General features: G+C 40.8%; 23 protein-coding genes, 1 tRNA gene and 1 pseudogene. 8 read left to right on the forward strand and 17 right to left on the reverse strand.

Features of this window, described 5'->3' with window-relative positions; genetic code table 11:
• The first annotated feature begins 191 nt into the window (after window positions 1-191).
• Window positions 192-359, forward strand: coding sequence for an XRE family transcriptional regulator (locus PN447_RS01060; RefSeq protein ID WP_271760122.1), 168 nt, complete (start codon window positions 192-194; stop codon window positions 357-359).
• 91 nt (window positions 360-450) lie between these two features.
• On the opposite strand, the pseudogene PN447_RS18670 reads toward PN447_RS01060, so the two are convergent.
• Window positions 451-798, reverse strand: a pseudogene (locus PN447_RS18670) (DUF4351 domain-containing protein); the annotation flags it as partial.
• Between the two features lie 152 nt (window positions 799-950).
• Here PN447_RS18670 and PN447_RS01070 point away from each other — a divergent pair.
• Window positions 951-1226, forward strand: coding sequence for a BrnT family toxin (locus tag PN447_RS01070; protein ID WP_271760124.1), 276 nt, complete (start codon window positions 951-953; stop codon window positions 1224-1226).
• The gene (locus PN447_RS01075) at window positions 1210-1431 is read left to right on the forward strand and encodes a hypothetical protein (protein ID WP_271760126.1); all 222 of its coding nucleotides are present in this window, start codon (window positions 1210-1212) and stop codon (window positions 1429-1431) included. Before PN447_RS01070 ends, PN447_RS01075 begins: the two co-directional genes overlap by 17 nt.
• Window positions 1432-1469: 38 nt before the next feature.
• On the opposite strand, the gene PN447_RS01080 is transcribed toward PN447_RS01075, so the two are convergent.
• From PN447_RS01080 to dndC, 9 genes are all read right to left on the reverse strand, one after another.
• Window positions 1470-2228, reverse strand: coding sequence for a HEAT repeat domain-containing protein (locus PN447_RS01080; protein ID WP_271760128.1), 759 nt, complete (start codon window positions 2226-2228; stop codon window positions 1470-1472).
• Between the two features lie 86 nt (window positions 2229-2314).
• Window positions 2315-2716 carry a GNAT family N-acetyltransferase gene (locus PN447_RS01085; protein WP_442867065.1) on the reverse strand — a complete coding sequence of 134 codons (402 nt, stop codon included), beginning with the start codon at window positions 2714-2716 and terminating at the stop codon, window positions 2315-2317.
• Between the two features lie 67 nt (window positions 2717-2783).
• Complete coding sequence (locus PN447_RS01090) at window positions 2784-3035, reverse strand: hypothetical protein (protein ID WP_271760132.1); 252 nt, start codon at window positions 3033-3035, stop codon at window positions 2784-2786.
• Between the two features lie 68 nt (window positions 3036-3103).
• Complete coding sequence (locus PN447_RS01095) at window positions 3104-3517, reverse strand: ABC transporter permease (RefSeq protein WP_271760133.1); 414 nt, start codon at window positions 3515-3517, stop codon at window positions 3104-3106.
• Window positions 3502-4791 (reverse strand): AmpG family muropeptide MFS transporter, encoded by a 1290-nt coding sequence (locus tag PN447_RS01100; RefSeq protein ID WP_271760172.1) that lies wholly within the window; start codon window positions 4789-4791, stop codon window positions 3502-3504. Before PN447_RS01100 ends, PN447_RS01095 begins: the two co-directional genes overlap by 16 nt.
• 84 nt (window positions 4792-4875) lie before the next feature.
• Window positions 4876-6333: a DNA phosphorothioation-associated putative methyltransferase gene (locus PN447_RS01105; RefSeq protein ID WP_271760135.1), complete on the reverse strand. Its 1458-nt coding sequence runs from the start codon at window positions 6331-6333 to the stop codon at window positions 4876-4878.
• A 41-nt stretch (window positions 6334-6374) separates the two neighbouring features.
• Window positions 6375-6761, reverse strand: a complete 387-nt coding sequence (gene dndE, locus PN447_RS01110) for a DNA sulfur modification protein DndE (RefSeq protein WP_271760137.1) — start codon at window positions 6759-6761, stop codon at window positions 6375-6377.
• 2 nt (window positions 6762-6763) lie between these two features.
• Window positions 6764-8749 carry a DNA sulfur modification protein DndD gene (gene dndD / locus PN447_RS01115; RefSeq protein WP_271760139.1) on the reverse strand — a complete coding sequence of 662 codons (1986 nt, stop codon included), beginning with the start codon at window positions 8747-8749 and terminating at the stop codon, window positions 6764-6766.
• 43 nt (window positions 8750-8792) lie between these two features.
• Window positions 8793-10394 (reverse strand): DNA phosphorothioation system sulfurtransferase DndC, encoded by a 1602-nt coding sequence (gene dndC, locus PN447_RS01120; RefSeq protein WP_271760141.1) that lies wholly within the window; start codon window positions 10392-10394, stop codon window positions 8793-8795.
• Window positions 10395-10572: 178 nt separating this feature from the next.
• Here dndC and PN447_RS01125 point away from each other — a divergent pair, with 178 nt between their 5' ends.
• Window positions 10573-12150: a DGQHR domain-containing protein gene (locus PN447_RS01125; RefSeq protein WP_271760143.1), complete on the forward strand. Its 1578-nt coding sequence runs from the start codon at window positions 10573-10575 to the stop codon at window positions 12148-12150.
• Between the two features lie 27 nt (window positions 12151-12177).
• Here PN447_RS01125 and PN447_RS01130 read toward each other — a convergent pair whose 3' ends face one another.
• From PN447_RS01130 to argF, 6 genes are all read right to left on the reverse strand, one after another.
• Window positions 12178-12651 (reverse strand): DNA phosphorothioation-associated protein 4, encoded by a 474-nt coding sequence (locus tag PN447_RS01130; RefSeq protein ID WP_271760145.1) that lies wholly within the window; start codon window positions 12649-12651, stop codon window positions 12178-12180.
• Window positions 12652-12730: 79 nt separating this feature from the next.
• On the reverse strand, window positions 12731-14800 hold the full coding sequence (locus PN447_RS01135) for an AAA family ATPase (protein WP_271760147.1): 2070 nt from the start codon (window positions 14798-14800) through the stop codon (window positions 12731-12733).
• Window positions 14797-14970 carry a hypothetical protein gene (locus PN447_RS01140; RefSeq protein ID WP_271733740.1) on the reverse strand — a complete coding sequence of 58 codons (174 nt, stop codon included), beginning with the start codon at window positions 14968-14970 and terminating at the stop codon, window positions 14797-14799. The genes PN447_RS01135 and PN447_RS01140 overlap by 4 nt, the downstream gene beginning before the upstream one ends.
• A 649-nt stretch (window positions 14971-15619) precedes the next feature.
• A complete protein-coding gene (locus PN447_RS01145) occupies window positions 15620-17095 on the reverse strand; it encodes a DNA phosphorothioation system restriction enzyme (RefSeq protein WP_271760150.1) in 1476 nt (491 codons plus the stop codon).
• A gap of 53 nt (window positions 17096-17148) precedes the next feature.
• Complete coding sequence (gene lexA / locus PN447_RS01150) at window positions 17149-17751, reverse strand: transcriptional repressor LexA (RefSeq protein ID WP_271760151.1); 603 nt, start codon at window positions 17749-17751, stop codon at window positions 17149-17151.
• 442 nt (window positions 17752-18193) lie between these two features.
• Window positions 18194-19114, reverse strand: coding sequence for an ornithine carbamoyltransferase (gene argF, locus PN447_RS01155; protein WP_271760153.1), 921 nt, complete (start codon window positions 19112-19114; stop codon window positions 18194-18196).
• A gap of 324 nt (window positions 19115-19438) precedes the next feature.
• Between argF and PN447_RS01160 the strand changes: the two genes are divergently transcribed.
• Together PN447_RS01160 and PN447_RS01165 are read left to right on the forward strand one after the other, a co-directional pair.
• Window positions 19439-19510 (forward strand) — tRNA-Thr (locus PN447_RS01160).
• 418 nt (window positions 19511-19928) lie between these two features.
• Window positions 19929-21215: an MFS transporter gene (locus PN447_RS01165; protein ID WP_271760154.1), complete on the forward strand. Its 1287-nt coding sequence runs from the start codon at window positions 19929-19931 to the stop codon at window positions 21213-21215.
• Between the two features lie 288 nt (window positions 21216-21503).
• Here PN447_RS01165 and acs read toward each other — a convergent pair whose 3' ends face one another.
• Window positions 21504-23474: an acetate--CoA ligase gene (gene acs / locus PN447_RS01170; RefSeq protein WP_271760155.1), complete on the reverse strand. Its 1971-nt coding sequence runs from the start codon at window positions 23472-23474 to the stop codon at window positions 21504-21506.
• A 348-nt stretch (window positions 23475-23822) separates the two neighbouring features.
• On the opposite strand from acs, the gene PN447_RS01175 reads away from it, so the two are divergent.
• A complete protein-coding gene (locus PN447_RS01175; protein ID WP_271760174.1) occupies window positions 23823-24515 on the forward strand; it encodes a hypothetical protein in 693 nt (230 codons plus the stop codon).
• A gap of 71 nt (window positions 24516-24586) precedes the next feature.
• Window positions 24587-25033, forward strand: a complete 447-nt coding sequence (locus tag PN447_RS01180; protein WP_271760156.1) for a hypothetical protein — start codon at window positions 24587-24589, stop codon at window positions 25031-25033.
• The last annotated feature ends 354 nt before the right edge of the window (window positions 25034-25387 follow it).

Raw genomic sequence — 25387 nt, forward strand, 5'->3', positions numbered from 1 at the left:
TCATCAATGATACTGATTGATCCCCCCAACCCCCCTTAAAAAGGGGGGCTAAATTCTTTAAAGTCCTCGTTGAAAAGGGTGATTTAGGGGGATATGAAAATATTTGATACATCATGAGAGACTTTTAAAACATCCTCTGAGTTAAATTTCATTGGGAGTGCAACACAAGGGAATTAAAACCCCACAGGCTGATGTTGACCTCACAGCCAGAAGTATCTCATTTAATGAAAGGAGAATTTCAACGGTTCAGCGAGGGAAAACTGCTGATTTTCCTCAAGCGACTAGATACGGAAATCACCTTGCATCTTCGCAGTCGTTACCCGCAAGGCGAATCTGCTCAAACCGTCATATCACTATAGGGGAGTTTACTCTCTAGGTTGCTCAGGTGGTTCATTTTCAAGATCAAAAGTCGAAACCCGGTGGTTGAGCGTAGTCGAAACCCCGAAACCCTCAAGAAAGCTGTTCTAACCACCTTTGTAACTGTTCTATATCCCTAAAGTCTAGTAATTCTTCTGCTAAACTTTCCAGTTGCTCTACTGGTAGCATTTGAATTTGCTGTTTTACTGTATCGTCCAAGGTTCCTAAGCGACGCTGTAACAAACGTAGAACCATTAAGCTCTGTCCTTCAAGTCGTCCCTGTTGTAATCCCTGTTATAATCCCTGTTTTTCCCCCTGCTGTAATCCCTCTTTCAAGATTTCCTCATACCAGGGTGATTCTCTCAATACTGTCATGTCCCACCTCATGATTTGTTGAACTAAGGGAATATCTACTAATACAAAACTAGCAAAAAATGATAATTAAGCACCGGTGTTTTACGTAAATAGGATTTACGCAAGATTGGACTAAAAACCTGGTTCTGATGTAGGGGTGATTCATGAATTACCCCTACTTTTGTTCTGTTGTGCGTAAGTCCTGGTAAAAATCAAGTAGAGTAGCAAGTGTTGTTTAAATGCAATTTGAATGGAATCCAGACAAGGCGAACTCGAACCTGAAAAAGCATGGCGTTTCATTCAACGAGGCGTCTACTGTTTTCAATGATCCTTTATCTGTGACATTCCCTGACCCAGATCACTCTTACGGTGAGGAGCGTTACGTTATCATTGGATTATCCAGTGCTAATCGTATCCTGATAGTCTCCCATACAGATCGAGCAGATCGCGTTCGGATTATCAGCGCACGAGAAGGAACCCGAAATGAGCGGAGGTTTTATGAAGATGGAGAGTAACCACGAGCTAGAAGACGACTTAAGACCTGAGTATGACTTTAGCAAGATGCACGGTGGTGTTAGAGGAAAATATGTGGAGCGCTACCAAGCGGGAACAAATGTAGTATTACTTGAACCTGACGTTGCTCAAGCCTTTCCCACAAGTGAATCGGTTAACGAAGCACTTCGTCTGCTTATGCAAATCGCTCAGAGACAGAAATCTTAAACAGCAAACCGATGGCTTTAAGCATCATTCCCCACCCATCAAAACCATCCCTCTTGTTCTAAGGTTTCAATGAGCTGTAAGCCACGGGGGTCACCTACCCCTAATAGTGAGGCTTTAGCGTCTTCCCGCACTCCTAAATCCTTATCTTCGGCGAAGGCTTGAATCAAAGCGTCGATCGCTGTGGCATAGATAATATTAGACGGTAATTCTCGGCACAACTGCCCAATTGTCCAAGCGCAGTTACTGCGCACAGCTGCTACTGGGTCTTGGACTAAGGACTCAATTAGTGCTGGTATTGCTCCCACAACAGCCTCATATCCAACATCCGCCATCTGCGCTAAGGCGCTAGCAGACCACAAACGCACGGCGGAAATGTCGGTTTTTAAAGCGTCTGCTAGGGGCGCTAGAGAACGGCGATCGCGGCAATTTCCTAAAGCCCAAACTACCCCCTTACGTACATAGCCATTCCAGTCTTTGTTAAGTTGATTGATTAACGGTTCTACTGCTTCTGGGCTGGGATTGCGTCCAATCCCATAGGCTGCACTCACCCGCACCAAGGGACAGGTATCAGTTAACAGGCGAATTAAATGGGGTGTAGCCCGTGCATCTTCCAGATCACAAAAAGCACGAGCCGCAAGCATCCGCTGCTGGGGTTGATGATTTTCTAAAAGAGCTAGCATCTCCTCTGGATCTGGCTTTGGCCCTTGAGATTCAGTGGTGAGGGCTGCTATATTATCCAGGGGGCTTTCTAGCTCTACCTCTCCATCAAGTAGGCTTAGGTCTTCTTCGTCATACATAATTAATATTTATATATTTATCTGAGCACATAAAAATGGTTGATATATTTAGATCATTTAGGGGTCAGTAGAACTAGGACTCCTGACTACAAACCTTTAGATAGTGATTTTAGCATCCATAGGGATTGGGTTTGATAACCTAAGTTATGGTAAAGGTTTAAGGCTGCTGAGTTGGATGGAAAAACCTGTAAACCAATTTGGCGATCGCCTCTTTGAGTTGCCCAATTTTCCACATACTTGATCATAGCTGTACCAATACCCCTTCGCCGATATTCTGGGACAACGTAGAGAAGAAAAATGTGAGCATGGCGATCCCCCCGGACTTGATCTATGGCATTTCCTACCCAGAGACAGGCAATAATAGGGGATTCCTCACCCAAACACTCTACCCACCACAAGGGTGTATCTGGGGAGAAATACTGATCAACGGTTCTGGCTAGATGGGCAAAGTCTTGCTGGGGAAATAGTTCCCGGTAAGTTTGCTGCATAAACGTGACTAGCAGCGATCGCTCTTGTGTTGAACCGGGACGAATATAGTAGCCTGGTAGCAGTTGCTCAGACACACTCAATTTCCGTTAAATTCCTTGTTACCGTGGGTAACATAGACAAAGACACCCCAGGGGTTTGTGAAACAGAAAATAATTCTTCTTCCCCATTCACCCATGTTCCTATTTGCCCATTTTCTTCAACTGGTGCGGGTGCTGCCATATCAGAGGGTAGGAAAATGCGGGCGCTGACTGCTACCAGTGCTAATGAAAAGATTAACACTACGATCAATGGGGCAATATACTGACGAATGATCACCATAATTTAATTGCAATCTTGGGGCTGCTGAGAATATTGGCTTGATTTATTCTATCGAGTTTTGAATCTGGTTAGCGTTGCTCCCGTTCCAAATCATCAATAGCCCTCTCACAGTACCAATTTTCTGGCATTCCCGGATAATTGACCTTTGCTTGTTCAATCAGTCGTTCAGCAGCGGCTACATCACCTCCTAATTTAGCAATGAGTTTGTTTTTGAGATGGCTATCGTTTATGAGGGTTGTTGTTTGCTCCTGTACCGCATCTCGCCTGTGTTGATCTCTTAAGCGTGATTGTTCTCGACCTAGCTGCCAAAACAAAACGTAATAAAGTGTACCAAAGATTACAACTAGACTGAATGTTCCGAAGATTGTTAGTTGGTTAAGTTCTAGAAATCCTAAAACTAACTGTGAGAGAACATAGCCGAGTAACAAGCCGGTGAGTAAGAGAATAAATGTGCCAACAATAATAACTATTTGGTTCCCCATAAATCCTCATCTTCTTCAAGTCCTGGTCTGGATATTGCCACTGGTTTAGGGTTCCAAGGGGCAAAGAATGGTAACAGAAGTAGTCCTGGGATAGCAGCAACCATACTGATAATGAAAAATAGAGGCCAACCTGTGGTTTTTGCTAAATTCCCAGCAGGGGCGACTAGGATATCACGACTGACCGCCATGAAACTGGATAATAAAGCATATTGGGTGGCGGAAAACCGCTGGTTACACATATTCATCAAAAATGCCACAAAGGCTGCTGTTCCCAAGCCGCCACAGAAGTTTTCAATGTTAATTGTTAAGACTAAAGCCGAGTAGTTTTGACCAAGATTAGCCAGAGTATAATAAGCTAAGTTACTCACCGCTTGCAAAGCACCAAATAACCAGAGTGAACGGTTGATACCAATTCTACTCAAAATTGCTCCCCCTGCTAAGGTGCCAACGATGGTAGCAATTAGCCCCATACCACCTTGAATTGCGCCGATATCGGTTTGGGTAAATCCTGTTTGCAACAAAAAGGGTGTAGACATATTGTTAACAAAGGCATCGCCAAGTTTATACAGGACGATGAACAGCAAAATTAAAATTGCTTGGAGTACACCGTGGCGCCCGAAAAATTCCCCAAAGGGTAAAATGACCGCCGCTGCTAAGGATTCTGGTGGGCTGCTTTCTTTGGGTTCTGGTGCAAATAAGGTGGCAATAATTCCAATACCCATACCCAAGGACATCAATAAGTAAACTGATGACCAAGGTAAACTGTCGGCTAGAATTAATGCCAAAGACCCTGTGAATAAAAGTGCTACTCGATAACCTAAGACGTAAACAGCAGCACCTGCTCCTAATTCTAATTCTTCTAGAACATCGGTACGGTAAGCATCGGCGGCAATGTCTTGACTGGCACTTAAAAAGGCGATCACCACAGCATTGATCGCTAATAATTGTAATGCTTGCTTGGGTTGTTGCCAAGCCATGAGGGCAATGGCAATGAATAACCCAATTTGCAGTATGATTAACCAGCCGCGTCGCCTCCCTAAAATTGGCACTGCAAACCTGTCTAGCAAGGGTGACCAGATAAATTTTAAGGAGTAGGGTAGACCCACAAGGCTAAATAACCCAATAGCACCTAAATCTACCTGTTCTACAGTCATCCAAGCCTGTAGGGTTCGGCTGGTTAAGAACAATGGTAAGCCGGATGAGAAACCTATTAATGTCAAGGCGGCCATTTTACGGCTACCAAAAACTTTTACTAGCGATCGCACGGGGTTCATTTTGTCCAGGTTCTTTCTCAATTTGATCAATTGCAGTTATCTTGCCACAGTTGCTGTATTTTTCTTAGGAAACATGGAATTTAGTTAAAATTCTTTGAGTTGATGAATTTGATGTCCTGTGATTTTTACACCGTGTGCAGCCAAGCATTTTTCCCAACCTGCACGAGTACCAATGTCACTTTTTTGCTTGAGTAATCCTAATTCTTCTTCTTGTTGGGTAAGTTGGGTAAATTCTTGGTAGTGTGGGTAATTGGGAGTTACAAAGGTTTCTTTGCGGTGCAAAATGGGCGGATTGGCTCTATCTGCATAATCTCGGTGAGTGATGTATAAGGTTTTTAAGTCAATGGTAATACTGGCTGTTAAGGCTGGATGGGGATCAGTGTCAAATTGTGGGTAAAATAAGTAAGATATTTGTTGTTTGTCAAGATGGTATTTGATTAATGTGGCTCCGTCTACACGCCCGATGGTGCGGCTAGCACAGCTTTCATAAATTCGTAGTAAGGGGTCAAGGGCTGCTAGGGCAGACACATGAACGTAAAGTGCGCCCCGTGTGTGTTTGCCAATTTTGCTCTTTTCGCAGGCTTTGTGGATAACTTGGGGATTACCTAAGCTGAAAAGCTTTTGGTCAGCTACTTGACAAGCTTCTTCGTAGCTACCAAAAAAGGCTTTGATGTCTTGGCGCATTTCTGGGGGTAGTTTGTGCCATGTGGGACGTTGATCAAAGTGACTGAGGGCAAGATATACTTGAATGTCTAAGGAACGACGATAGGCGATCGCATCCCATTCTGCTTCATCGGTAACTTGTAAAACTACATTAAAGGCTCGGCGGAAGCTACCAAATTCTGTGAGTAGTTCCTCTTGATTCCCTAATTCACCTTTTACAGGTAGCCTGCCACGTTTGGTAAAAAAGTCCATCAGTGGTTTTAGTTGTTCTTGGTAGTCTTCAAATCGCTTACTGGGGATACGGACTCTTGGTGTAGAAGTGCTAGAAAAGAAGCGGATGGCTTTAAAACTTTCCTTTTCCACATCATCACGAAAGACAAAATACACACCCAATGCTACTGGTACGGCATCTACATTCAGTACCTCATCTATGTAAGTTTTGAGTTCTTGTTGTTCGTAATATTTCTGAAAGGTGTTGCGGCGAGTGACTATACCATCGCTGTAAGCTAGTTGAGTTTTACTAGGGGCGTTAATTAATACTTGTGCCGCGACAATTAGAACTTTTTGGGTAATTTCCCAGGCGCGAATCAGACTTTGGCGGCGTTCCTCTTGGTCTTCAATGACGTTGAGGACATAACCCAAGTTGACTACATCTGCGATGCTAATGGTGTCGTTGGGAAAGTAGTAAGGGTCCCAACCAGCGCTACTATAGCCTAATTTGGCTACTCGCTCTACATCACCACCGTACCCGCAGCCATAATCAAAAAATGAAGTCTCTTGATTGAGGATCTGCGATTCTATTACCAAGCGCACTGGGCGAGATATATCATGACGAGCGATCGCAGCTCTGTGACGCTCGATTTCTAAAGATTCGGCCATATCAGTTAACAGTCAACAGTTAACAGTTAACTAATATCCTTTCAATGTTTGAGTGCTAATTCAATTAAGTCTTCAATTTTCTTGATATTTGGGTCTCCTGCTAAGTAACCAATTCCACGATGCAAGTGCAGGCGAAATTGCGTGGCTAGGGTTTCTTTGTCTGTACCATAGCCATCATTATGGCAGCGTTGCTTGAGTGCGAGCAGAAGAATATCGGAGATTTCGCCACCAAATACCCGCCAGGTCATTTCTACGTTGCTATCTTGGGGAATTGGTACCGGTGAGGGTGGGGCAGATTCTGCTAAGGAACGACAAAAAGCCCAACGACATAAAATATTCCATTGGTCAATTTTAGTGCTACGTTTAAGTTTAAGTAGTTGTTCTTTGGCTGTTTGAGAAAGTTTGATTCTTTCAATAGGAGATTCCATATTTACCAAAAATATTGATTTTGTATGACTGTAGTTTGACGGGTAGAGGAGTTATACTTGAGGAGGTATTCCCGGGCGATCGCTTGATTATTTCTCAGTGTTTCTACTTCATGCTTACCAATTTCCGTATCTGTCGATAACAGTATAACTTGATGGCTAGCAGAGGGGAAATACCTTTCTAGGAGGTTTCCCCGATGAGATGAGTCTAGTCTACCCAGGGGTGTATCTATGGCTACGGGTAAGCGACGGCCTGAGACTCGCGCTAATCCCCAGAGAAACGCGATGGCTAGTAGTTGCTTTTCTCCTGCGGAAAGTCTCTGTTTGGATACTGATTTACCATTCAGATCATACAGCGATAGGCTGAATGTGTTGGTGTCGATGGCGACCCGATGCACTAAATCTGATTTGTGTAGCAGGTAGCGAAAGCATTCCGTAACTTCAATTTCTAGTTTATTTAGTTTTCTCAGAGTTAATTTCTCACGGAACAGTTTTAATGTATCTTGAACTTTAGCGGCTGCGTTAATAATATGTTCATTATGTTTGCGGTCAATATTAGTTTCTGTATATTGTTCTAGGCTTTTTTTTGTGTTACGAATCTCACTTTCTAATTGATTTAATTGACTTTTGGCTATTTCACAAGTTGCTTTTGCTTGTGCAACTTCCTTTTGTGTTTGTTGTAAGTTATCCACTAATCTTTGATAGTCTTCTGGAGATGCAGCGGTTTGAATTTGTCTTTCTAGGGTGATAATTTCTTCTTCTTGAAAGCGCAAATCTGTTAACTTATCTTGGGTTAGTTTTTTTGTATACAACAGATAATGATGAATAATATTATCTAATTGATTCAGGGTTTCTGAGTCAGTTAATAGCCAGGATTCTTGTATGGTATCTTGCTGAATCTTCTTATTTTCGGATGAGATAAATTCTGTGATCTTATCAACTTGCTTGTTGCTAATTTTTAATTGATTAATCAAGTCAATTAAACGCTGATCTCTTTGTAAGAGTAAATCATAGGCTACTTTAGCTTGTTGAGTACGAAATTCTCTCTCTCCTTGAATATAAGTTTCCTGGAGTAAAGGTTCAATTAAACCTAAAGGTAAGATATCCGCAGCTAATTCACCCATGGCTAAACGTGTCTTTTCTGCTGCGCTATTTATGTCATATTTTTGTTTTTCTAACTGACTGCGATCGCCTGCTATTTTACCACCTTCAGCAATGAATTTGTCAAAAGCTTCTTGCTGCTTTGTCTCCGCTTCCAATAAAGTCTGATTAAATTCTTGGAATTGCCGCTCAATTTTATGATATTCCTGTAGTTGTACCTTCAGTTTTTGCTCAATTTCTTCTAAATTCACCAAGTCTTGAGTATCAGCGATTTCCTTACGCTTGCGGTTGACTATAATATCTAAATCAACTGATAATCGTTCAGCTAGTTCTAAACCTAAAAGCCCACGAATTGCATCAACCACAATGGGAGGAGGTGTTTCCTGCTCCGCCAGTTCCTTGACTTGTTCACCATCAAATAAAAACAAGTTAGAAATTCCTAATGGTAAGAGATTTTCTATATACTCATCCCAAATATTCACTAAGGCAATATCCAGCCATTCTTGAGCATCTAAAATACCTAGTTGGTCTTTACCATCTTTAGGTTCTTTTGTCCAGCGTCGCACCACTCTATATTTTACTGGCTCATCATTTTCAATATGTTCAAAAACCAATTCAATGCGAGTATCTTCCAGTGGTGGAGTGTGGCTATTAACGCATTGGGTGAGAAAGTCGTTATAACTTAGGTTACCACGGGTGGAACATTGGGCGCGATGACCATATAATGCTAGGCGCATTGCATCCATCAGGGTAGTTTTTCCCCCGCCATTCATTCCCCCTAATAGGATAATGGGACAAGCATTTTCTCCATCAATTTTTGGGTTAAGATTGATTACCTGACGACCACAGTAAGGACCAAAGTTTTGTAATACGAGTTCAAGGAATATCATTGATTTGTGGGTTTATAGAATATGGGGGAATAACAGATTTTGACTAATTCCCTGTTATATCTTGCTTTTTAAATTTCATGCTTCCCCAAGATGGCGATTTATTGGGTTCATCCATAGCATTACCTAAAGTCAGCTGCTTAACCCTTTCTATATCACCTGCGTCAACGGCTGTTTTTAAATCACGTTTCAAATGGGCGTTTTTAATTGCTTCTTCAGGGGAGCGGGAACTGGTAGCAAAACATTTTTCTAGGGTGTCATATATTCCTACCCGTCGTCCCTTTTTACGATACTGGCGTTCTGTGTCCAATAACTTCGCCATTAGCTCCAAATGCATAGCATCATCACCACAGATTTCTTCTAGTACCACCCATTCATCACTACCGAGTAAACTATACCCAGCACCGGGACGGGGGTCTTGGAATACCTCACCAGTCACCTCTTGATAAATGCGCGGTAAGGTGTCATCAAACTCATGTCTTTCTTCTAGCCAGATGCGGCGAATTTCACTCAGTTCTTCAGGGGTAATTAAAGTAATATCGCGCATATTTTCTGGTGCTCTAACTCGGAGTTGTTTTTGAACTGTGAGTAACTTTCTGAGCCAATCTTCACGCGCTTCTTTAATATATGGTCCAGGAATAGGCTCAACTGATACTTCACCTTCTAAGTTACGTTCATATAGTTGGACATCCCCACTTCTGCGGCGAAAGTCTCTGCGATCGCGGTTTTCTTCAATATCTAATTCTTTACGGAAATCAAGTAAAGGTTGCATCCACTCTTTTTCTTCATCATTTTGAATCATAGCTGTCAGTGATTTATCCTGACTAACTAATGTACAAACCCAGCAACCAAAACGAGAGCTACCACAACTGGGAGTAGTTGTATCCACTACTAAAGGACATTCATTATCAGCAGATGCACCTCTATAAATGGCGAATAAATCTTTATTGCTATAATTCCAAGGGTTTTCCCATTGCATCAGATAAATCCAAACCTCATCATTTTGCCAGTCCTCAATGGGACTGTAAACTAGAGAGTTTGGCAAGTTCATGTTAGGACTCAGGTGAGCACGTACCCGTTTAGCTTCCCATTTTTTCATTCTATTAGCACGCGCTCTGCTTTCAGCTTTGCGAGTACCTAGTACAACAATGGCCTCCCCTTTCGTACGGATGACATCACGAATAAAGCGATTGGAGGGATTTATTTTGAGACGTTCTGTACACCAGCGAAATTTACCTCTTGGCGCTGGGTACCCTTTACCAATCAAACCAACCCAAAAAGTCTGTTTAGGTTCTGGCTGTAATAAATGGGTTTCAAATGGTAATCTTTGCCTTTGGGCTTCAGTTTTCATCTGTTTGAGCGAATTACGTACCCACGCAGCTACGATAGGATTTTCTACCAGTGTATCCGTAGTAATTACGTAAATTTTTTTGTGGATTTTTTCCGGTGGTAGTCCAGCGATCGCATTCCATACCAGTTGTAAAGTTGCTGTACTGTCTTTACCACCTGAATATCCCACTACCCAAGGTACATCATCTAAACAATACAATTCTTGAATTTCAGTGGTCAAAGCTTGGATATCAGCCACTAAATTTGCTACAGTAGGCGATTGCTGACCTTTATTTTCTGGTTGTTGTGCTGTATTCATGGTCTTTCTACCTCTGAAAATATCGGCGTGACTATTTCCATCCGTGTGAATGGAAATGGCTAACATACAAAAAAATTTACTTAATATAGGTACGAAAAATTTTTAAAAACCTTACTACTAATACCCAATTTTGCGGATAATTCTACTATCCTACACTATTTAGTTTTGAAAATTTAACATGACCCACTCTGACATCGCTCAGGAATACCTGGAAAGAGAACATAAGGAACAACAGGTACTATCCTTACTCCTCCAAAATTTCTTAGCCAAAAAAGACCATATTTTCGTCCAGAAAACTGAGATGGGTGGTACTGAGGCTTATGTTGGTTCTGTCACCCTAGAATGGTTTGCGGGTCGCGTTCACTTCGCCTCTGGTTTACCCTTACTTCAGAAAAAGTACAATCCACAAACTGGTAATGTAGTTGACGCAGACAGCATTGACGAAATTCAGCAACGTCCCCTTGACTGGTCACGACAAGCGCCCCTAGTACAGTACTTAGCAGCTCGGAAAAGTCACAAATTCCCACCTGTTCTCGTGGTGATTAATCAACCCTGGGTGGATAATCCCAAAGCTCCTGAGTGGGATAGTCAGGGAATAGCTTTAAAATCTACTACTGATTTTACCCCTTTGGATCAAGACGGTAAAGTGGGTCTGCTGAATATTTCCGAAGATGATGTGACTATTTATGCTTTAGATGGTCAACACCGCCTGATGGGTGTGCAGGGTTTGATGGAGTTAATCAAAACCAGCAAACTTCAGCGCTATAAGAAGGATAAAACTGCTGATGATAATTCGATCACAGTCAGTGATTTGATAGAACAGTACCAAGTAGACCTTGACGAGTTACAAAGTTTACCCAAAGAAAAAATCGGCATTGAGTTCATCTGTGCAGTTGCGTCTGGGGAAACTCGCACCCAGGCGCGGCGCAGAGTGAGATCGATTTTTGTTCATGTTAACTTGATGGCTGCACCTTTAACTAAAGGTCAATTAGCACAGCTAAATGAGGATGATGGTTTTTCCATTGTGGCCAGAAAAATCGCTGTTACTCATCCGCTTCTCGAACAACGACCAGATCGCAATCCTCGCGTTAATTGGAATAGTGGGACAGTGGCATCTAATTCTACTGTTTTAACCACCCTGCAAGCTCTCCATGATATGTGTGAGCGATATTTGGGGCAAAAGTTCCCTCACTGGAAACCGGCGGAAAAAGGCTTAATTCCTATGCGACCAGAGGATGACGAACTTGAGCAGGGAATTGAGGAATTCCGCCAGCTATTTGATTATTTAGCAACCCTTCCCAGTTATAAGCTGCTGGATGAAGAAGACACCCCCACTTTGCGACGCTTTAGTTTTGAAAAGGATGGAGGTGACGGAAATATGCTTTTCCGTCCTGTAGCTCAAGTGGCTTTAGCTCAAGCTTTGGGAATTTTGGTTTTTCAAAAGGGTTTCTCACTGGAGGATATCTTTAAAAAGCTGCGGAAATTCGACCGACAAGGCGGCTTGAGTGGTATGGAGTATCCACAATCGTTATGGTATGGTGTTTTGTATGACCCCAATAAAAAGCGGGTGCAGGTTTCTGGACGGCAATTAGCAGCCAAGTTACTCATTTATATTTTGGGTGGAGTTCAGGAGCAGATGGAACGAGCTGAACTGCGCAGGGCTTTGGCTGATGCGAGAACTGTGGAAAATAAAACCATAGGCTTTGATGGTCAGTTGGTTGAACCTAAGCAAGTAGGACTACCAATTATTTTATAAGTAGCAGAGTTAGCAAGGTTATGGTCATCAAAAAAGAAATTTGCTTAAATCAAATTCCTCTTCTTCTTCCCCGTAATTGCTTCTTTCATAAGTTAAAAATAATAAAATGCGCTCTGAATAATCCACTGCTCCCCTTAACTCTTGTTCTAATATCTCCAGTCCCCCATTAGCATATTCTTCAAAAATATGGTTACGTTGCTTATCATATTCTTCTTCATGGGGAGATAATACTTTAATATGCTGAGTTTCAGTTACTCCCAATAATTTAATCACTATGTCAGTTCCCACTGAAGCAAAATATTCTAACCTAATAGGTGATGGTTCCCTTTTGGAAATTTCCCCCAAAGGGACACGCTTTTTATGCTTTGCACCCAAAGCTGCTGCAAATACGATGACATCAGCAAAAGTGGAAAACGGTCCTGTTCCGCCCTCTGAAGATGTTAAATCCTTAACTAACTGAGCCTTATCTTTAGCAACCCTGATTCTACCAGTTTCAACCATTATCCGTAAAATCACTATTTTATACTAAAACATCTGGCGATCGCCTTTTTTCTCTTATCCTGCATCATTCACACCACAGTTAATTACGAACTACTTCCATAATTTCGGTATACTCAAAATCGTTGGGACTTTGCCTTATTAAAGAATATCTTTCTTTCCCTAACTGAATATAATCTTGCTCACAATCTGGTTTAGAAGAATAATAATTCAGCACATATTCTCTCCCAATCATCTCCGTCATTTCCTCTTCCACCTCACCCCGCCATTGAGTCTTAGTTACTAACACAATTAACTGATTAGCTAATTCAGGAATTTTCGCTGCTATACGTCTACGTGAGGTTTCATCCAAACTACCAAAGGGCGAATCCATGACTATGGGAAAAGTACTACTATCAGGAAGCATCATCATTTTGCGCTTTTGACTCCATTCCCTGACCTTATCCATGATACTAGTAATAAAAGATAAACTAAGAATTTGGTTTTCCCCAGTGGAAGATGCAACTGGTGCTTCTATACCCGCAGTATATTCTACTAAAGTCAATTCATATTTTTCGCTAATTTTGGGAGTATATGGTTTGACTGAAAGCAGATTGAATATCTCTTGTACTCGCTTTTCTAGTTGCAGACGAAATTGTTTTTCTTGCCGATTTTTAACTTCTGTTAAGCGTTCAATAGCATCTTGAGTAGCATGAATGCGGCGCTGTGCTAATATTTGTTTTCCTTCATTTAGTTGCTGTTTAGATATTTGTTTAGCTAAAGCATCAAGTTCTGTTTTTAATTGGATAACTTGCTGCTGATTTGCACCCTGTTCTCTATTTAATTCATCAATATTGAGTTCTATTTCGTCTAAACGTTTTTGTAAACTGCTAATTTCCTCATTAGTATCTTTTCTGAGTTTATCTTGAATATTATCTAACTCATTCTCCACTTGAGATATTGTGTCCCTTAACTGTTTAATCCTGGCTTGTTCTTTATCAACTTCTTCCCAAAAAGCCGCTGCTTGTTTATCGAGTTCATCTACTTGAACAGCCATACGAATTGCTGTTTCTTCTACTACTGAAGAACCTGCTTTAACCAACCAAGTTTGAATATGTTTATGATGAGCAGTACCAATGCTTAATTCAGCACCACAAATACAGCGTTTAGATTTTAATAAGTCATTGACAAATTCCCGCGAAATACCCGACTTTAACTCACCTCGCTGCTTTAAATCATCAATAATTTTCCGAAATTGAGATGTAGTATCCGAAAGCATGACTGTATAACCCCTTGCTGAAATGATCTTTTTCAGAGCTTCTTTATTTTTCTTAAATGCTTCCTGGTTTTCTGCTTTCTGTAATTCTAAACTTTTCCATCTGTCTTGCAATTCTTTAGCAGCAACAAGTTCTAGCAAGCGGTTACTTGTCTCTTTCTTCAAAGTGTGTTGATATTCTAATTCTTTTTTAATTTCTGTTTGTCGGTTGGTGATGCGTTCACTCTCTTGTTCTATCTTCTCTTGCTGTCTCAGTAGCTGTTTCGTTTCTGCATTACCAATCGCTTTTAGTTCATTTTCCAAACTTTTTTTAGCTTCTCCTAGGTGTCTAATGGAACGGTTAATCACCTCCACACCCAAGAAAATTTTAGTCGCTTCGGCAATTTCGGCTTTTTTATCACATCGCACTATTTCTTCTATGCGTTCACCGTCAAAGAAAAAATACTGATGTAAACTTGCAGGTAAAATCTGATTAATGATATTATCGGGGTGTTGGTTTGGGATATACCATTGACCATCATCCTCACATACCCACATCCGTAACTCAGTTTTACTCGCTTCAAAGTCAATATCATTTTTATAAACTCGACAGGAACGTTTAACTCGATAGCGTTTACCTTCATGTTCCCAGGCCACTTCTACCCAACATTCCACAGCTTGACCTTTTTGAGCTTCTGCTATTGAGCGTTTATTAACTAGTTGTTCTGTGGAAGCAAAAGCAGCAGTGAATTTTTCATATAAAACCCAAGTAAATGCATTGAGTAGACTCGTCTTTCCAGAACCATTATTTCCATGAATAATTGTGGTGTTACGATTATCTCCTACTGCAAGCAGTATTTCTGGTGTTGTGCCATAAAAGGAGCGAAAGTTGCACAGTTTAATTGAAGTCAGCTTCATCGCACCTCTTCCTTGACAATATCCAATATCTCTTCATTTATATGGCTATTGCTTTTCTTATCTAGTCTCCCTTTTTCTAACTTCCATACTCGCTCAATAATTTGCCGCACTTCTGGCGGTGCGCTGGTAATTGGTTCCTGCACATCCTCGATATTTGACTCTGAACGCATTTGAGATTTTCAATAGGTTTTTTATATTCTATCTACCTGATTATATTTATCTTTTTGTTCTATTGCGAATTGATGGCGGAAAAAGGTTGATTTTCACAATTGTTTCTGCTAAGATTATGTTGGTTATTCATCATAATGGGGCATTAGTAAAATTTTTATTTGCATTCACACCCAATTATAATTAACCTTAGTATCATTTTCCCATATTACGCCCCATTTATTCCCCAACTTATAAAAAAAATTTACAATATACAACTAATTTTAAGTGAGTGAGATGTATCCGTAGGTGGCAAGATATTTATATTACATTTGCTGTATTGTTTCTCTTGCACGAGGAAAAGGAAACCGCAGAATACCTCCAGGGAACAAGGCACAATTTATGAAATATCTCAAGTCGCGGGAAAAAGGTTGATTTTCACAATTGTCTCTGCTAAGATTAGGTTAGTTTTTAATCATAATCGGGTACTAGTAAAATTTTTATTTGCATTTACACCCAATTATAATTAACCTCAGTATCATTTTCCCATATTACGCCCCATTGATTCCCCAACTTATAAAAAAATTTACATTTTTTTGGTCTTGTATGTAGACTTAAACAGAAACATAGAAATATAGAAATATGGAGCGCCTGAGTCATGACTAAAATTCGTCAAATATCTAATAAACCATAACGCTTTTGTAAATGCAGTAACTGCATTCTGGCTTCCCCTGCGTTATCAGCTAAATCTGCAAACTCTACTAAGCGGCGTAATTCTTTCTTTAAAAGATTGCGTTCTACTTCTATGGTTTCCCGATCTAAATCAGGTGGTAAAACAATCATATCGAATATAGTGGCGCGTTCTTTGCCAATGTGAGGACGTAAAACTCGCCCCCGACGCTGAATAAACTGACGAGGATTTCCGGAACTGGATAAAATCACCGCGGTTTGAATAGCGGGAATGTCAACGCCTTCATCTAAACAACGAATTGCGACTAAACCCTGTAACTCCCCAGTTTCAAATTGACGGCGTAAAACTTCTCTTTCTTTTAAGGAAGTGTGTGCAGTGTAAGTGCTAACTCTATAACCTAAGTCTACACCTAGAATTTTAGCAACGGCTTTGAGTTGACGTAAGGATGAACGCTGTCCAGCTTCTTGGGAACCATCACTACAATAAAAAAGAGTGTGAGTAGTTTCCCTGCGAGTAGTCATTAATTCTCGCAAAGCTGTTAATTTATTTGAGGCCGCACCAATTAACCTGGCGCGTTGCATTAATAATGGCTTTAAATCTTCTTGGTCTTCCAAGTTTTCCCCTTTGCCATTCTCCCGTTCTCTATATAGTAGCGATCGCCCGATCTTTTTTGTCAGCTTTAAATAAGCTACGCTTTCCGCATCAGTTAACTCGACGAGTACGGGATAATACAAATAATGTACCAAAGCTCCCTGGGCGATCGCATCCTTCAAGGTAAATTCTGGCTGAAGAACCGGTCCAAAATAATCAAATAACGATTGTGTACCATAATCGTCAAAATACCTTTCCGGTGTAGCAGATAAAGCCAGACGTAACCCCACGCGGCGGGGTAAATTTTCTTCTAACTTCGGTGCGCCTAAATTATGGGCTTCATCGCCAATAATTAAAGTTTTTGGGGGAAAATACTTGAGTTGAGATTGCAACCCATCACTGATTAATGTGGAGTTGGTAGTAATCACAGTGATAAATTTTTCCGCACCGGAACGCAGATTATACAGTTGCGTAGACAGTTGACTTTGCCAAGTGCGTAAATTCTCGAAAGCTAAAATAGGCTGTAAGTTAAACTTTTCACATTCTCTCCCCCATTGAGTGACAAGATGACGATAAGGACACACCACCAGCAACACTTGTAAATCAATCTGTTGGTATAGTTCATAGGCGATCGCTAATGCTGTAATAGTTTTCCCACTACCAGTAGCCATTTTCAGCGTACCTCTGCCATTGTTGGCAAACCAACTAGTGATAGCCTGGCGTTGATATTGCCGTAATTGCAAAGATACAGGCATGATAGGGTATCCTGGTGATGTTTGACCAGCTTGATAATTCCCCTTAGCTTCGCTAACAGATGGAACTTTCAGCCTGAAACTAGGTAGATGGTCTACTAGATAATTAGCCATTAGTCATTGGTCATTGGTAATTGGGAATCTTTTCTCCACCATCCAGTCCCCACTTAATAAACTCGCCACACTCCAACCAGTGAACCCTGCACTTCTACTTGGGTAGCGAGAACCTCAATAGGTTGATACTTAGGATTAGCAGGTTTGAGGGTAACCAGATCATCCCGGCGATAAAAACGCTTTAAAGTAGTGCCGTATCCATCAACTCTAGCAGCGACGATGATACCATTTTTCAACTGATCTGGTTCTAATACTGGATGCAGAAATACTAAATCCCCATCAGCAATTAAATCCTCAATCATACTATCACCAGCGACCCGTAAACCGTAGGTCTGGGGGGGTAAAGTAATATGAGAAAAGTCTAAATAATCTATAGCATCAGTAAAAGGTTCTATTAAACCACCAGCAGCAATTGTACCTAAAATAGGGATACCCTGCTTCACAGGATGCAAAATCCGAATCGTCCGCGCCTTCCCCTCGTTCCAATCCAGATATCCTTTGGTGCGTAAATGGTCTAAACGACTTTGAATTGGTGCAGGTGATTTCAGCTTCATTGCTGCCATCATTTGCCGAATTGAAGGAGAATACTGGTGAACTCGGATATATTCTACTAACCAGTCATATAATTCTTGTTGAGCTTCTGTGAGACGTTCCATAAATTTATGGGAAAGTAAATACAAATGTCTTGAGAACATTTGTACTACAAAATATCTGAGATAACAAGGTGTTTCCTTGGTGAGTTCAGAGCTAGTCCTAAGCTGACTATTTTATAGACAAAACTATACTTATGTTGATAAGAATTGACATAAGTGAGTTAAGAAAATCGCCCACTTGATATATAATCCTACGATATCAAGTATTGAATTAAGACTATTGCCAAGGCGAAAAACCAAGCAATGATAGCGGTAGTCTTTCTTGTAAATCTTAACTTGAGAAATATCGCGTCTGGCTAAGGCGTGCAAGTCTACTGAGGGATAACCGCTCCCATGCTCCTGTTGAAGTAGAAAGTAAAGTCTAGCTTTGTCTAGGTTTTATATAGCAGTTGTTGAAAGGCAAAAGAAAGATGATGCTCTTAACTTTTGCCCTATACATAATTTTTTACTTTGCACCTAAGATACTAGCAAGCAAAGCTTTTTGGGCGTGTAAGCGATTTTCAGCTTGTTCCCACACTCGAGACTGAGAACCTTCAAGAACCGCTTCGGTGATTTCCTCACCACGATGAGCTGGTAAGCAGTGTAAAACAATTGCCTCTGGGTCAGCAAGACTTAATAACTGTTCTGAAATTTGGTAAGGTTGAAAAATAGGCAAGCGTTGATCTGCTTCTGTTTCTTGCCCCATACTTGCCCAAACATCAGTATAAAGTACAGCAGATTCCTTGGCGGCTAATTCCGGGTCATGAGTGATCAGAACTTCGGTTTTACCCCCTGCAATGGCTCTTGCTTGTTCTACAATTCCCAGATCAGGTTCATATCCTTTAGGTGTAGCAACTCTCACATTCATACCAGCCAAAGCGCAACCCAGCATGAGAGAATTAGCTACGTTGTTGCCATCGCCTACATAGGTCAAAGTTAAACCATTAACCTCACCAAAACATTCTTGAATTGTCAGTAAATCCGCTAGTATCTGACAGGGATGTTCTGAATCCGTGAGAGCGTTAATCACTGGAATTTTAGCATAACTAGCGAAAGTTTCCAAATCCTGCTGTGCAAAGGTGCGAATTGCCAAAATATCTAAATATCGATCTAATACCCGTGCAGTATCCTGCAAAGGTTCCCCGCGACTAACTTGAGTGACATTAGGGTTCAGATCAATTACCTGTCCACCTAGTTGGTACATTGCTACAGTAAAACTGACTCGCGTACGAGTTGAAGCTTTAGAGAATAACAAACCTAACACCTGATTACAATGCAACTTCAACTTTTGTGATTTCAGTTGGGTTGCTAGTTGCAGGATTTCTTGAAGTTCCTGGGGACTGAAGTCCGCTAGGCTTAATAAATCTCTTCCTATCAAGGCTGTCATGCTTCCGATTTGTAAAGAACAATAATTGATGTCTGTTCCTTTACCTAGCTGGGTAAAAAAAAGTACAGATTTAAAACTGTACCAAAAATTTTTGCATCCAGCCTAGTATTTGAATTAGTTTTTGCTATGCTATGTATATTAATTTATCAACTTTACCAGCCATTCAAATGACTATTTTTTCTCGTTGCTGGCGCTTTGCTCACCCACTCCACTCATCTCCTGAGCAACGACATCAAGAAATTTTTTTGCTCTTGACTATAGACAATCTAAATATATATGCTAAAATAGGTAATCGGTTGGGAAATTAAAAACATTCCCATACTTGCCAGCATAGCACAGTGGTAGTGCATCCGACTTGTAATCGGAAGGTCGCAGGTTCAAATCCAGCTGCTGGCTTTAAAAAATTCCCTGGGTATCGCTGCAATCACTCTTAAAGATACTGCCTAGCTAGAATGCAAGAATAACTTGGCAAGTGATCAAATAATTTAGCACTGTACAGCCAGATAACAAAGTTTGACGAAACAGATACTAATAGCTTAAAGCTGAATATGTTTGTTTAAGCGATCGCCTTTGACAAAGATAAAAGCACCAAAGCCCACTGGCTTTTAGACCTCGGATGAATGCGTAGCACCTCTAGGCGCACTATACCTTATATGTAAAGTTTCATAACAATATTTTCAACTTTCCCTGACAAATATCCTTAATATTGACTAATTTAATCCCTAAATCCCCCCCATGGGTGAAGTTGTCTTGCAATTACTTACAGATAATCATTAAAAGTCAAGTCAGTAATTGTTAAAATAGAAATTATTACATGGCTAATACAGATGGAAACCAAGAGCAGCAACTATTACCAGCGCTGAGGTCACGGAACTATCGTCTGTTTTTTGCCGGACAAAGCATTTCCTTAATTGGATCATGGATGACACATATTGCTACAATCTGGCTAGTGTATCACTTAACCAACTCCCCAGTTATGTTAGGAGTTGTAGGATTCGCTAGTCAAATTCCCAGCTTTTTTCTAGCGCCTTTTGGTGGAGTCTTTGTAGATCGTTTTTCGCGGTACCATACCCTAATTGGTACACAAATATTTTCCATGGTTCAGTCATTAGCCTTGGCAGTGCTGGCATTAACTGGTACTATTCAAGTATGGCATATCATCGGCTTAAGTTTGTTTCAAGGATTAATCAACTCAGTCGATTCACCAGCACGACAAGCATTTGCGCCAGAATTACTGGAACATAGAGAACATTTAGCCAACGCGATCGCCATAAATTCAACTATAATTAATGGGGCACAATTAATTGGCCCAGCTCTGGGAGGTTTACTAATAGCAACGATTGGTGCAGCTTATTGTTTCTTAATTGATGGATTTAGCTATATTGCTGTTATCATTGCATTATTGGAAATGGATATAAAACCCAGACAAATTGTAGTGACAACTGGTAATCCATTCCAACAAGTTGCAGAAGTATTTGTTTATGCTTTTAAATTCCCAGCAATTAGATGCATATTATGGCTATCAGCTTTAGTTAGCTTAATGGGATTACAATATACAATTTTACTGCCAATTTTTGCAGAAAAAATTCTCACTGGTAGTGCTAAAACATTGGGACTTTTAATGACAGCATCTGGAATAGGAGCTTCAGCAGGTGGTATTTATTTAGCTACACGGGTAAATATACTATTAATTGGTAAATTAATTGCCTTAGCACCGGGAATTTTAGGAATCAGCTTGATGGCTTTTTCATTATCTCGGTATTTACAACTTTCCTTATTTATCATGTTGTTTGTTGGCTTAGGAACAATGTTACAAATTGCCGCCAGCAACACATTTTTACAGACAATTGTAGATGATGATAAACGCGGAAGATTAATGAGTTTATACACAATGTCATTTTTAGGAATGTTACCCCTAGGAAACTTACTCGGAGGCTTCTTAGCTAATCGCATCGGCACACCCAATACATTAATGGTGGATGGAATAGTCTGTATTGTAGCTTCTGTTTGGTTTTACCAAAAGCTGCCACTATTAAAACAATCAATTGTAGAAGTTTATCAGCAAAAAAGAACCATACTCAGGAAAGAAACTAGCAGATAAAACATGAAAAAGTATGGCTTAGAAGTTATTTATAAACTAAATATTAAGTAGGCTGTTTTACGGCTATAAAAGGATTTGAGGTTTTGAGGTAATAAGAATTACCCCTAACGCACCAATTAATTGGTGCGTTACGCGTTGCTATAACGCATCCTACAATTTAAGGTTTAGTTGATAAATCATCTTTGAGGGGAGAAGAATCTAGTATTGTCACACAGTGAACCTCACCCCCAAGCATTTCGCCCTATCAATGATGCAGCTAGAGACAAAAGTCCCCAGTCACCAATCTGTCTAAGCGCCTTCCCGCAACTTATCTAAAACACTGCGATCTTCTAAGGTAGAAGTATCACCAGAAACCTCCTGACCAGATGCGAGACTGCGCAACAAGCGCCGCATAATTTTACCTGATCGCGTTTTAGGTAAAGCATCGGTAAAGCGAATTTCCCCCGGACGTGCGATCGCCCCAATTTCCTTGACAACGTGCTGTTTGAGTTCTTTACTCAAATCCTCACTCCCCTGATATGTCCCCTCTAAGGTGACAAAAGCCACAACTTCCTCACCTTTGAGTTCATCAGGTTTACCGACTACTGCGGCCTCGGCCACTGCTGGATGAGAAACTAAAGCCGATTCTACTTCCATAGTTCCTAGGCGGTGTCCCGATACATTCAACACATCATCTACACGACCCATAACCCAGAAATAGCCGTTTTCATCTTGTCTAGCCCCATCACCAGCAAAATAGATATAATTACCATCTTTGGGGGGGATATGTTCCCAATAAGTGCGGCGAAAACGTTCTGGATCACCGTAGACTGTCCGCATCATTCCCGGCCAAGGATAACGCACCGCCAGATAACCGCCTTCGTTCTTGGGTACGGTATTACCTTCTAAATCCACTACATCTGCAATAATACCAGGAAAGGGGAGAGTTGCCGAACCGGGTTTAGTGGGAATTGCACCCGGTAGGGGTGTAATCATAATACCACCTGTTTCTGTTTGCCACCAAGTATCCACAATTGGGCAACGTTCACCACCAATGATTTTATGATACCACATCCAGGCTTCTGGGTTAATGGGTTCCCCCACTGTTCCTAACAACCGCAAAGAAGATAAATTGCGGGTTTTGGGATGGTGTTCACCCATCTTGATAAATGCCCGAATTGCCGTAGGTGCTGTATAAAAAATGTTCACACCATATTTCTCAATTACATCCCAGAAACAACCAGGATTAGAAGCCCGAGGCGCACCTTCATACATTAAAGTGGTTGCACCATTGGAAAGCGGACCATAGACTATGTAGCTGTGACCGGTAATCCAACCCACATCAGCAGTACACCAGTATATATCTGTATCTTGTAGGTCAAATATCCATTTGGTGGTGATGTGGCTATATAAATTATAACCACCAGTTGTATGAACAACACCCTTTGGTTTGCCAGTGCTACCAGAAGTATACAAAACAAAGAGCATATCTTCACTATCCATGGGTTCGGGGGGACAGTCTGCACTGACACCTTGTTGTAAATCATGCCACCAATGGTCGCGGCCTGGTTCCATGTGGATTTGTTGACCTGTGCGTTTAACTACTAACACATCTGTCACCGAGGGAACAGTACCATCTGCTAGGGCTTTGTCTACCTGGACTTTGAGGGGAACAACTGTATCTTTACGCCAACCACCATCAGCAGTAATTACTATTTTGGCTTGTGCATCATTGAGGCGATCGCGCAAGGCCTCCGCACTGAATCCACCAAATACCACGCTGTGGGGTGCGCCAATTCTCGCACAGGCTAACATAGCGATCGCTGCTTCGGGAATCATCGGCATATAAATACCAATGCGATCGCCTTTTTTCGCCCCTAATTGTTTCAAGACATTGGCAAACTGGCACACTTCCCGATGTAATTGAGCATAAGTCAGAGTCCGGGAATCCCCCGGTTCCCCTTCCCAAATCAGCGCCGCCTTATTTTTCCGCCAGGTGGTCAAGTGTCTATCCAGACAATTATAAGAGATGTTGATTTTACCACCCACAAACCATTGCGCAAAAGGCGGCTGCCAATCCAACACTCTATCCCATTCTTTGAACCAGTGCAGCTGTGTGGCTGCTAGTTCTCCCCAAAATTCTTGTGGGTCAGCTTGGGCTTGAGCATACAGCTGCTGATAGTCTGCCAAACTTTTGATATGGGCGTTCTGAGCAAATTCCTTGGCCGGAGAGAATGAGCGCTTCTCTTGCAGGATTGATTCTATGGTTGGCTCAGACATAATTTAAATTTTTTCTCGGTAGTAGATTTATGACTAAAAACTATTGTGTACTGGAATTTATCAAAAATTGCTTTGATTTTGCTGAAGTGATACAATATTTTCACTAAAAGCACTTCTACTCTCCCGGAGTGAAGTACAAACACAATTTAAAAATTACAAATCTAAACAGATCAACACAAATCTTAAAAAATACCTATGCTCAGAGAAAGTTTAGATACTGCTAACGTCACAATTCTTTTCATATCCACAATAGAATAGAATATACAATGTATATTTGTTTTTTTGGTTAACTTCAGTTAGTTATCGATTGTTCAGCGAGGGCATTAGTGATTGAAAGTAGGGTATCGTTTGCAAGCACAGGAGATTAAGGAGCAGTTAAAATCCCTTATCGAGCAAGCCTCCTCGATAGACCCTAACTTGTCCAAAAAATTAGATGAAATTAACCGCTGGGTAAAAGATATTAAACCAGGGACTCTCACCGCCAAACCATTTGTTCTCGCTTTTCTTCTAGAGGTAATTACAGATTCTAGGATTTGGCTGATGATTAAATCATCACCTTCGGAAGAGGAACAAAAAGCTAAGTTCGATCTGATGACACCTAATGAGCGCTATTGGTATAGCTATCTTTTTCCCAAATGGATCAATGCCAATGACTCCAAATTTTACATTTGGAAACAAAAACTCATGGCAGGTGAATTTAATCAGGAAGATGATGATATCATTAAAGCTATAGCCCAAGATATTGTCCAGCGTGAAGGTGCTGTTTGGAAGCGTTATATTGCCGACCTGTCTATGGCCACAGATTTGATTGTTAGTAGTCGTCAGCACAAACCACTGTGTATTCAAATTACCAGTGTGTCAGAAGAGTTTAACAATCAAAAGTACCATTTTTGGCAAAATACACTGCACTCCTGGCAGATAGAAAGAGGAATATTTTTAAGTTACAATCCGAAACAGACCGATTTCATTAAGCAGTTAGTCAACATAGCACTGTACAACAGTGACTGTCTTTCTAGTGGCAAGTATTTAAAATTTGATTGAACCTGTCAAAAATTCAATAATTCTAGGTTTGTGTTCGTCCCCTACCTACTCATCAAATTATTACAGCTTCTATGGCTCACAAACAAGAAACTCAAAGCTACGAAACTACTGTGGAAGAATTTGCTCAAGCTTTGACAACCGCGAGGAAAATGCAGCACGACTGGTTAACTTATGGGGTAGATTTTGTGAATTTTTATGTTGAAGATGCACAAAGTGATTGGTTGGAAAGTTGGGGAAATGATGAAATTTTAGCCAATAAATTATTAGACGCAATTAAAGAGTTTTTAGTCAGTGATGATAGTGTAGCTATCAGAACCAGAAAACAGTTAGGTGAGCGTTCTCTGTTTGATTTAGCAGTCAATCTAGAAGTATGTTTGAGAATCGCAGCGGTAGATGACCGGTTATCTCTAGTTAGAAATCTGTTAGAGGGTGAGGAGAATAACCTTGACCACAATCATGAAGATTTATTAAATTTGGCAGGTAGTCTGTTGGAAAAATTGGTCAGTATTGCTGAGTAAATAGCTAAACCAGCTAAAGGTTAGAGATATAGGGTTTCTAGGTTAACACAAGATACAATAACTCTAACCCTAACATCCTCACCGGAATCCAGACCACTCTAGTCTACACCAATCGTTAAATTACTGCTAAATATTATCGCAGCAGCCATTCAAGGAGTATATAAAAAAGATGTTTTAGTAATTATTGACGATTTAGATAAACTAGACCTGAGTGTTGTTAATAATATTTATAAAGATAATATTAAAGCCCTGTGCTTACCAGGATTCCGGATTATTTACACTATCCCCATTGCAGCACTGCGAGAAACAGCACTCAAACCAACTATTGAAAGTGAAACTAATGATCAAGTTGTG

The sequence above is a fragment of the Anabaena sp. CS-542/02 genome, assembly GCF_028331085.1.
In the GTDB taxonomy this organism is placed as follows: domain Bacteria; phylum Cyanobacteriota; class Cyanobacteriia; order Cyanobacteriales; family Nostocaceae; genus Anabaenopsis; species Anabaenopsis arnoldii.